Below are 8,062 nucleotides of genomic sequence, written 5' to 3' on the forward strand. Positions count from 1 at the left end.
TGATGGCCCGGCGGGGTCTCGAACCGCACGGCATAGGGCTTGCCGCCACCGGCCGGACGCATCGAACGCACTGTGTCGCGCACCGTGCTGTAGCCGCCGGGATAGCCCCGCTCGCCCAGCTCCCGGGCGAGGCGCTGAGCGCTCAGCCCAGGATAGGCCTCCAGTCGCGCCCGCAGGTAATCAATATGTGGGTCCAGCAGACGCTGGCGGGGTTGTCGCGGTCCGTATGTCGGCACCTCGACCCCGCGCGCAATGTATTTGCGGACCGTCTTGCGATCGACGCCCACTTGCCGGGCTATCACCGCGATCTTCACGCCTTGGCGATGCAAATCCAGGATCATCATCAATTCTCCAAGCTTCTTCATCGTAGCACCGCCTCCCACCGGGAGGACTATGCCGGATGTTTCGAATTTGACCCTGTCCGGGGCGCGCCCCGGACAGGGTCAAACAAACGAAGTGGGGAATTTTCAAATGTCACTTCTGGGGCATTTTACTCCGCCAGCGACAGATCGAGCAGCTGCCGGACCTCGTGCGCATCGTCGACCGCGGGATCGTCGTTGCCGAGCATCAGGTGCTGGAAGGGCGCCGAAAACATCGCATCGACCGGCGCCATCGCACCGGACGGCCTCAATCCCGAACGCAGGAACGGCCGGTAACGATGCTCGGCCGGATCGGCGATCATGTGCCGCTGCGCTCGCTGGCCATTTACGAGGCGATCGGCGCAGGGCTCGCCTTGGAGGGACGGCCATGAACGGTGCTGCCCCATCATCGCGCGTCGACTCGATCCGCCGAAGCCTCGTCAGCCTCAAGATGCCGTGCGCGCTCGAGATCCTCGATGCGACCCTGCGCCGCATCGAGCAGGGCCAGATCGACGGCATCGAGGCGCTCGACGAGCTGGACACCTAGAAGAACCTGCTGTTTTGGGCCTGATGTGGGCGCGAAGGGTCTGATCGGGGCTTTGGGAGTGTGGAGGCTGGCCTCTTCGGCTTATTTTTGTTGGTTTTCTGGGCGAAAGCGCCGCTCAGCACCCCGTTTTTGCGCTATGCGGGCGCACCTCGCCCCTCGAGCCATGCGAGGCGCTAGAAGTTGTAGGCGAGGTTGGCCATGCCGATCTTGATCCGGGCGCGGGCGATGCCGATGGTGCGGATGAACAGGCCCATGCGATGCTTCTGTCCGGCGAACACGTGCTCAACTGCCGAGCGGACAGCGGAGCGCTTTGCATTGGCACGGGCAATGTGCTCGGGCAGCGGCCGACGCGGCATGCGCTTCTGGTGGATGTTGCTCTTGAACATGCCCCGCTCGAGGAACGTCTCGTTCTTCTTGGAGCGATAGGCAGTGTCCGCCCACACGCCCGAGCCTGTGTTCTGCTTGCTGATGAGCTCCGGCAGCCGAGCACCGTCATGGACGTTGGCCGCGCTGGCATCCCAGGTGCGGATCAGCCCATGCGTCCGGTCGATGCCGATGTGGTTCTTGTAGCCGAACATCGGGATGGCAAGGTCGACTGGCTTGAACGCCGTAGGATCAGCACCTTCCTTCACCTTGGCTTTGGTATACTTCAGGCTCCAGCGCGCATCGCGATCTTTCTGGCGGACCTTGGCGGGCTTCTCCTTCCAGCGCTCCGGGATCTTGCCCTGCTTGATCGCCGCCTTCTCCTCGTCGGTGTTCCGCTGCTTGGGTGCCGGCACCATGGTCGCATCGATAATCTGACCGCCCATCGCGAGGTAGCCGCGGTCGGTCAACGCCGTATCGAAGCGCGCGAAGAGCTTGTCGATCGCCTTGGCCTGCACCAGCCTCTCCCGGAACAGCCACACCGTGGTGGCATCGGGCACCTTGGGGTGACTACACGAAAGTGACGTATCTGCACGGAAAGGGCGAACGGATAGCGAACGTCACGCGGCAAGTAGGGAGTTGACGGCGCGCAGCGGTCGCAAGGCGTCCGGATCGGGTTGATCTTCAACATTCCAGCTATAGTCACCGGTCAGCGAGATATGCTCCCAGCCCAATGGCGCGATGTGGCGTGCGATTTCGTCGGCTGTGCCGATGTCCGCCAGCGCCATTTCGAGATAGCGAGTGTTCCACAAGATGATGGCGGCGACGAGCAGGTTGAGGCCGGAGGCGCGATAGGTCTGGTTCTCGAACCGACGATCGCGCAGTTCGCCGAGCTGGTTGAAGAAGAGCGCGCGGGCGAGCGCGTTGCGGGCTTCGCCTTTGTTGAGGCCCGCCTGGGTGCGCCGGCGCAGGTCGATGTCGCGCAGCCAGTCGAGCATGAAAATGGAGCGTTCGAGGCGGCCCAGCTCGCGTAGTGCGAGGGCCAGTCCGTTCTGTCGCGGATAGGCGGACAAGCGGCGCAGCATTGCCGAAGCAGTGACGGTGCCGGTGCGGATCGACGTGGCGAACCGCAGCAGTTCGTCCCAATGCGCCGCGACATGACCCAATGCGATCGGTTCGGCCGTCATGCCGGCAAGCAAGGGGCCGGATTCTTGGCCGGGAAGGAGGTGTAAACGACGCTCCTTGATGTCGCGCAGGCGCGGCGCGAAGCGGTAGCCGAAGAAGGGCATGAGGCCGAACACATGGTCCGATGCCCCGCCCGTATCGGTGTAGTGCTCCTCGATCGTCAGGCCGGTCTGGTGATACAGCAAGCCATCCAGCACATAGGGCGCTTCGCCAGCGGTCGCCGCGATCACCCGACTTGCGAAGGGGTCATATCGATCCGAGACATGGGTGTAGAAGGCAACGCCTGGTTCGTTGCCGCTGCGCGCGTTGATGTCGCCGATCGCGGCCCCACGGCCCCCGGCATGAAATTGCTGTCCGTCGCTCGACGAAGTGGTGCCGTCTCCCCACAGCGCGGCGAGCGGCATGGCGCGATGGGCGTCGATCAGCCTTCCCAACGCTTCGCCAAAGGCGGCTTCGCTGATGTGCCAGTCGTGAAGATGGGCGAGCTGACGCAGACTTGCGCCCCGGCAGGTTTCCGCCATGCGTGTGAGGCCGAGATTGATGCCATCGGCGAGGATGACCGTGAGCAGGGCATTGCGATCGTCGGCTTCCCGGCCCGAACGACGATGGATGAAGCATTCGCTGAACCCGGTCCAGGCATCGACCTCCAGCAGAAGATCGGTGATCTTCACGCGCGGCAGTCGATCATAGGCGGCGCGACGGGCAATCTCGGTGGCGGGCGGTGTTGCCGCTTTCAGCGGCGAGATGACGAGGCCGTTTTCGTCAAGCCTGACCTGAGGCAGCTCCCCTTGCCGTGCAAGGACCGTTACCTGCTCGATCGCCGTGTCGAGCCTGGTGCGCCGTTCCTCGATATGGCGCTCGAAATCCGTTTCGATGGCGAGCGGCAACGGCCCCTTCTCGCGCAGCGCCGCAAAGGTCGCCGGCGGTATGAGATAGCTGTCGAAATCGCGAAACTGCCGGCTTCCCGCGACCCATATATCCCCGGCTCGCAACCGCTCGCGTAGTTGCGACAAGGCGCATAGTTCATAAGCGGCACGATCAACGATGCCATCCCGCAGGACGAACGGGCGCCATGCGGGCGGCACAAAGCGTAGCGGCACGCGATCAGGCAAGCGCCGTTTGCCGGTCCGATATAGCTCCGCGATGATGGCCAGCGCTGACAGGAGCCCCTGAACCGCGCCGGCGCCGCGAAACTCGAAGGCGTTGAGAAAAGCGCCGACAAAGAGCTTCACCGTCCGATGCCGCTCGATCAATTCGGCGGTGCGATCGACGGTTTCCGGTCGCCCGAGCACTTCGGCCTGCTCGACGGCCACGGCGAAGCGCTGCCAGTCCAGCGCCTCGATCTGCGCCAGCGAATCCACGCCCTTGGTGTGCGCGTCGATGAGGAGGCGGCAAGAGCCCGTGAGCATCCGGAGATGACCTTGCAACTCGCGCACCGTCTTGAGGGCTTTGTCGCGGGTCCGGTTCTCGGCGCGGCGCACCATGCTGCCTAACAGTTTATCGAACATCGTCAGCGCCGCGTCGGTCAGGCTTTCCTCAAGGCGGATGCCGGTTGCCGCCAGCGTCGCATGCCGGCGCAGGGGATTGAGTTCGCCAAGGTGCTGGGGTGTGATGCGGCTGCCTTCGTCCGCCAGCCTGTCAAAAGTCAAAGCCGGGATCATGTCGGCACGGGCGCGATCGAGGCCCAGCGCGCGGATATAGGCGAGCCGTTCGATCAGGCGCAGGATGTTGCGCGCTGCCGGCGATTGTGGCGCATTGCGCATCCAGGATAGCCATGTCGCGACCTGCCCCGGTCGTCGGGCCAGCAAATCGTCCAGGCCCTGAAGGGTGTCAGGCAGCAGGCCATTCGTGAGCACTTCATAGGTAAGCTGTTCGGCTTGCTGGCGCGCCCGCCGCAGCACCGCTTCGAGAATCGACGGAGAAGGCAGGAGGATCTGCAGGCGCCGGAGTTCATCGACGATGACGTCTGCCATCTGGCCGGGGTGTATGATGGTCTGCGCGATTGGGACCGAGAAGGCGACAACTTCACGGAAAGCGTTGCGGTCAAAAATCCTGAACCCGTGCGATCGTCGGATTTCGGCGAGATGCTCGCGACGGGTCTGGTCCCGATGGGCATAATCCGCGAAGGCTGCCGGCGCGACGCCGAGTTGCTGCGCCACATAGGCGAGCACAGGAGCGGGCGGGACTTCGCCCGCTTCCAGCGCACGGCCAGGCCATCTCATATATAGCATGAGCATCGCATAGCCGAGCCGGGTGGCATCGCCGCGACGGCGGCCGACAATTTCCAGGTCGTCGCTGGTCAGCGTATAATGACGCGCGATCTCGCGCTCATCGAGCGGCGCGCCATAATGCCTCGCCCAGATTTCCAGGCTCACCAGTCGCCGTCTCGCCAAGCATCATCTCCTTCGCTTTGCGTGTCCGTCAGACGGTCCTCTGGCGGCCAACAGGAATATGTCCGTTAACTCTGGACCTGTAACGGCGATTCGGACAAGATCGCATAATGACGGGAAAACGGACAGGATCGGGCATCATGTGGCGCTGATCGGCTATGCGCGCGTCTCGACCGCAGACCAGAAGCTGTCGCTCCAGCTTGACGCGCTGAACACTGCCGGGTGCGACCGTATATTCGACGATCACGCATCCGGGGCAAAAGCCGATCGGCCTGGCCTAACCGAAGCGCTCGCCTATTTGCGCCCCGGCGACACGCTGGTGGTCTGGAAACTCGACCGCCTCGGCCGCTCGATGAGCCACCTGATCGAGAAGGTCGGCGAGCTTGCGGCGCGCGGCATCGGGTTCCGCTCACTCACCGAGAATATCGACACCACCACTTCGGGCGGCATGCTGGTGTTCAACATCTTCGGCTCGCTGGCCCAATTCGAGCGCGATCTGATCCGGGAACGCACCCATGCCGGCCTCAAGGCTGCTCGCGAGCGAGGCCGTCCCGGCGGGCGTCGGCCAGTGGTCACACCCGACAAGCTCCGCAAGGCACGCGATCATATCGCTTCCGGCCTCACCGTTCGCGAAGCCGCCGCGCGCCTCAAGATCGGCAAAACCGCCCTCTACAAAGCCCTCGAAGCCACGGAGAAGGACGCAAAGCCCAAGCGTTCCCGATCCGTTCACCCTTAGCGTGCAGATACGTCACTTTCGTGTAGTCACCCCATGCTGATCGTAGGGTACTGCTTCGGCATCAGGTCGGAGCGCCGGCTGTGCGAGGAGGTGCACCTCAACCTGGCGTATCGCTGGTTCTGCCGCCTGGGCCTCGAGGGTGACGTGCCGGATCACTCGACCTTCTCGAAGAACCGCCATGGTCGCTTCCGTGAGAGCGATCTGTTCCGCCAGCTGTTCGAAGCCACCGTGCGGCGCTGCATCGACGAAGGTCTGGTGGGAGGCGACGGCTTTGCGGTCGATGCCAGCCTGATCCGGGCCGAAGCCAATCGGCAGACCTATGTCGACGGGCCGCAGGGTCTGCCCACCGATCTGCCAAGGCGGGCGATCGCGGAGTACCTCGCTGTGCTCGATGACGCAGCCTTTGGTGGCGCAACGCCGGTCGAACCCAAGCGCGTCTCGCCGGTCGATCCTGCTGCCCGCTATACCCAAGCCCACGGCGGGCGTGCCGATTTCTGCTACTCCACCAATTACCTGATCGACGTCGACAATGCGGTGATCGTCGATGTCGAGGCAAGCACGGCTGTGCGCCAGGCCGAGGTGACCGCGGCCAAGCGGATGATCGAGCGGGCGGCCGAGCGCCATGGCCTATGGCCCCGCAAGCTGATCGGCGACACCGGCTACGGCTCGGCCGGCATGCTGGCCTGGCTCGTGCACGAGCGGGGCATCGAGCCGCACGTGCCCGTCTTCGACAAGTCCGCCCGGACCGACGGTGCATTCGAGCGCGGCGACTTCACCTTCGATCACGAGGATGACAGCTACATCTGCCCGGCCGGCAACCGCCTGCGCCCCCGCAACCGCAACTTCACCTCGCCGCGACCGGAGGCCGACCAGGACGGCTTCATCCGCTATCGGGCACGGCAACAGGACTGCAGCCATTGCGCTCTCAAGCCACAATGCACGCCCCTCCTGCCGGCGCGCAAGGTGACCCGCTCAATCCACGAAGGCGCGCGCGATCTGGCCCGGGCCCTGTCGCAGGAAGACGAGTGGGTCACCTCGCGCCGCGAGCGCAAGAAGGTCGAGATGCTGTTCGCGCACCTGAAGCGCATCATGCGGATCGATCGGCTGCGGCTACGCGGCCCCAGCGGTGCCAGAGACGAGTTCCACCTCGCCGCAGCTGCCCAGAACCTGCGCAAGCTCGCCAAGGTCAGCCTCGCCAGACAGATGGCGATGGCATGAGGCCCACAGCCTCAACGCGTCCAACTTGATCAGCGCCCTCGGCCTCGACGAGGGAGCGACTTTTTCAACGCCATCACCTGTTTGCCGTCACGCGTCTGCTGTCCGTATGGACGCAAGTAGAAGGCACGCTGATGCCGCAAGAAGCACCAGGTCCTTCAACAGGAACTGTCCGGTTCCGGCCGAAATCGCCGGGAACCCGCCAGCGGTCGGCTCGGCGACGCCAGGCGTGCTCAGGAAAAACGTCAGTGTCACGGCATAAGTTAGGCATGACATCGCCGCGCCGAGAGCGGAGGCCGTCTTGTTGAAAGCACCGATAATCAGCGCAGCGGCCGTCGCGAGCTCGACGGTGCCTATAAAATAGCTTCCACCCTGCACCCCAAAAACGGCCGGAATCCAGCTCATGATCGGACTGTTCTTCATCAATGGCGCGATGCCCATCGCTTCATAGCTCGTGAATTTCATGCAACCGAACCAGAGAAAGATGACCACCAGCGCCCAGCGCAGCAACGCGAGAGACCCGCGAGAGCCGGTCGTCTTTTCAGCTATGTGTAATGTCGAAAACATGGTGCCTCGCTTTCATCATGGCGCATGACCTGCCTTCATGCTTAGACAGGCGTGATATATGCGCTGCGCATACACTATGCGCCATCAATGAATGATGCAACCCTTTGAACGTACTCTCGGACCGGCTCGTCAATCTGTTCGGCGCCCTCGCAGTGGGCATCACCGATCGAATTAAGAAGGCGGCATTCGACCCGACGATACCCGGCGGTGGCGAAACCACCGCGGCGATCGTCGTCATCGGTCACGCGACCGGTCTTTCGATCGACGAATTAGGACGGGTGCTAGGCTTGTCCCACGCGGGGACGGTGCGGCTTGTCGATCGATTGGTTGCAGCCGGGTTCGCCGTTCGATCCAAAGCGCTACGGGACCGTCGTGCAGTAGCGCTGATGCTCACTGAGGCAGGCGAGACTCGCCTATCTGCGATCCTGCAACGAAGAAACGAGACTTTATCCGAAATCCTTAGCCATGTCTCGAATGCTGACCGCCTCGTGCTGGAACGTATTGCCGAGACAATACTTGCGCAGATGTCTGACGACGCTGTCTCGGCGCTGACGATATGCCGGCTCTGCGACGAGAGGCGATGCTACAACTGTCCGATGGATGCCTTTGGAATGCTGGAGTCGTCGACGCATAGAGTCGACCCATAAGTGCGCGCAGAGACGCTTAGCGTATATCTGTGCCCGTTCTATGTCCTGACCCC

Annotated in this window: 6 protein-coding genes and 3 pseudogenes; 4 read left to right on the plus strand and 5 right to left on the minus strand. The window is 63.4% G+C overall.

Annotated features, from left to right (window positions below; genetic code table 11):
* Together BZF57_RS20340 and BZF57_RS21185 are read right to left on the minus strand one after the other, a co-directional pair.
* Nucleotides 1-365: helix-turn-helix domain-containing protein (locus BZF57_RS20340; RefSeq protein ID WP_143738588.1), on the minus strand; the 365-nt coding region annotated here is incomplete at its 3' end.
* A 125-nt stretch (nucleotides 366-490) separates the two neighbouring features.
* Complete coding sequence (locus tag BZF57_RS21185; protein WP_156076283.1) at nucleotides 491-682, minus strand: hypothetical protein; 192 nt, start codon at nucleotides 680-682, stop codon at nucleotides 491-493.
* Nucleotides 683-747: 65 nt separating this feature from the next.
* On the opposite strand from BZF57_RS21185, the pseudogene BZF57_RS21035 reads away from it, so the two are divergent.
* Nucleotides 748-897 (plus strand): annotated as a pseudogene (locus tag BZF57_RS21035) (AAA family ATPase); the annotation flags it as partial.
* A gap of 182 nt (nucleotides 898-1,079) precedes the next feature.
* Here the strand turns inward: BZF57_RS21035 and BZF57_RS20350 are convergent.
* Together BZF57_RS20350 and BZF57_RS20355 are read right to left on the minus strand one after the other, a co-directional pair.
* A pseudogene (locus BZF57_RS20350) lies at nucleotides 1,080-1,859 on the minus strand (IS5 family transposase); the annotation flags it as partial.
* A gap of 30 nt (nucleotides 1,860-1,889) precedes the next feature.
* Nucleotides 1,890-4,847, minus strand: coding sequence for a Tn3 family transposase (locus BZF57_RS20355; RefSeq protein WP_086741184.1), 2,958 nt, complete (start codon nucleotides 4,845-4,847; stop codon nucleotides 1,890-1,892).
* A gap of 139 nt (nucleotides 4,848-4,986) precedes the next feature.
* On the opposite strand from BZF57_RS20355, the gene BZF57_RS20360 reads away from it, so the two are divergent.
* Both BZF57_RS20360 and BZF57_RS20365 read left to right on the plus strand, forming a co-directional pair.
* A complete protein-coding gene (locus BZF57_RS20360) occupies nucleotides 4,987-5,580 on the plus strand; it encodes a recombinase family protein (protein WP_086741186.1) in 594 nt (197 codons plus the stop codon).
* Between the two features lie 33 nt (nucleotides 5,581-5,613).
* Nucleotides 5,614-6,798: pseudogene (locus tag BZF57_RS20365) on the plus strand (transposase); the annotation flags it as partial.
* Between the two features lie 87 nt (nucleotides 6,799-6,885).
* Here BZF57_RS20365 and BZF57_RS20370 read toward each other — a convergent pair.
* A complete protein-coding gene (locus tag BZF57_RS20370) occupies nucleotides 6,886-7,362 on the minus strand; it encodes a YkgB family protein (RefSeq protein ID WP_010339850.1) in 477 nt (158 codons plus the stop codon).
* Nucleotides 7,363-7,466: 104 nt separating this feature from the next.
* On the opposite strand from BZF57_RS20370, the gene BZF57_RS20375 reads away from it, so the two are divergent.
* On the plus strand, nucleotides 7,467-8,009 hold the full coding sequence (locus BZF57_RS20375; protein WP_010339851.1) for a MarR family winged helix-turn-helix transcriptional regulator: 543 nt from the start codon (nucleotides 7,467-7,469) through the stop codon (nucleotides 8,007-8,009).
* The last annotated feature ends 53 nt before the right edge of the window (nucleotides 8,010-8,062 follow it).

Source organism: Erythrobacter colymbi, assembly GCF_002155685.1.
Lineage (GTDB): Bacteria > Pseudomonadota > Alphaproteobacteria > Sphingomonadales > Sphingomonadaceae > Erythrobacter > Erythrobacter colymbi.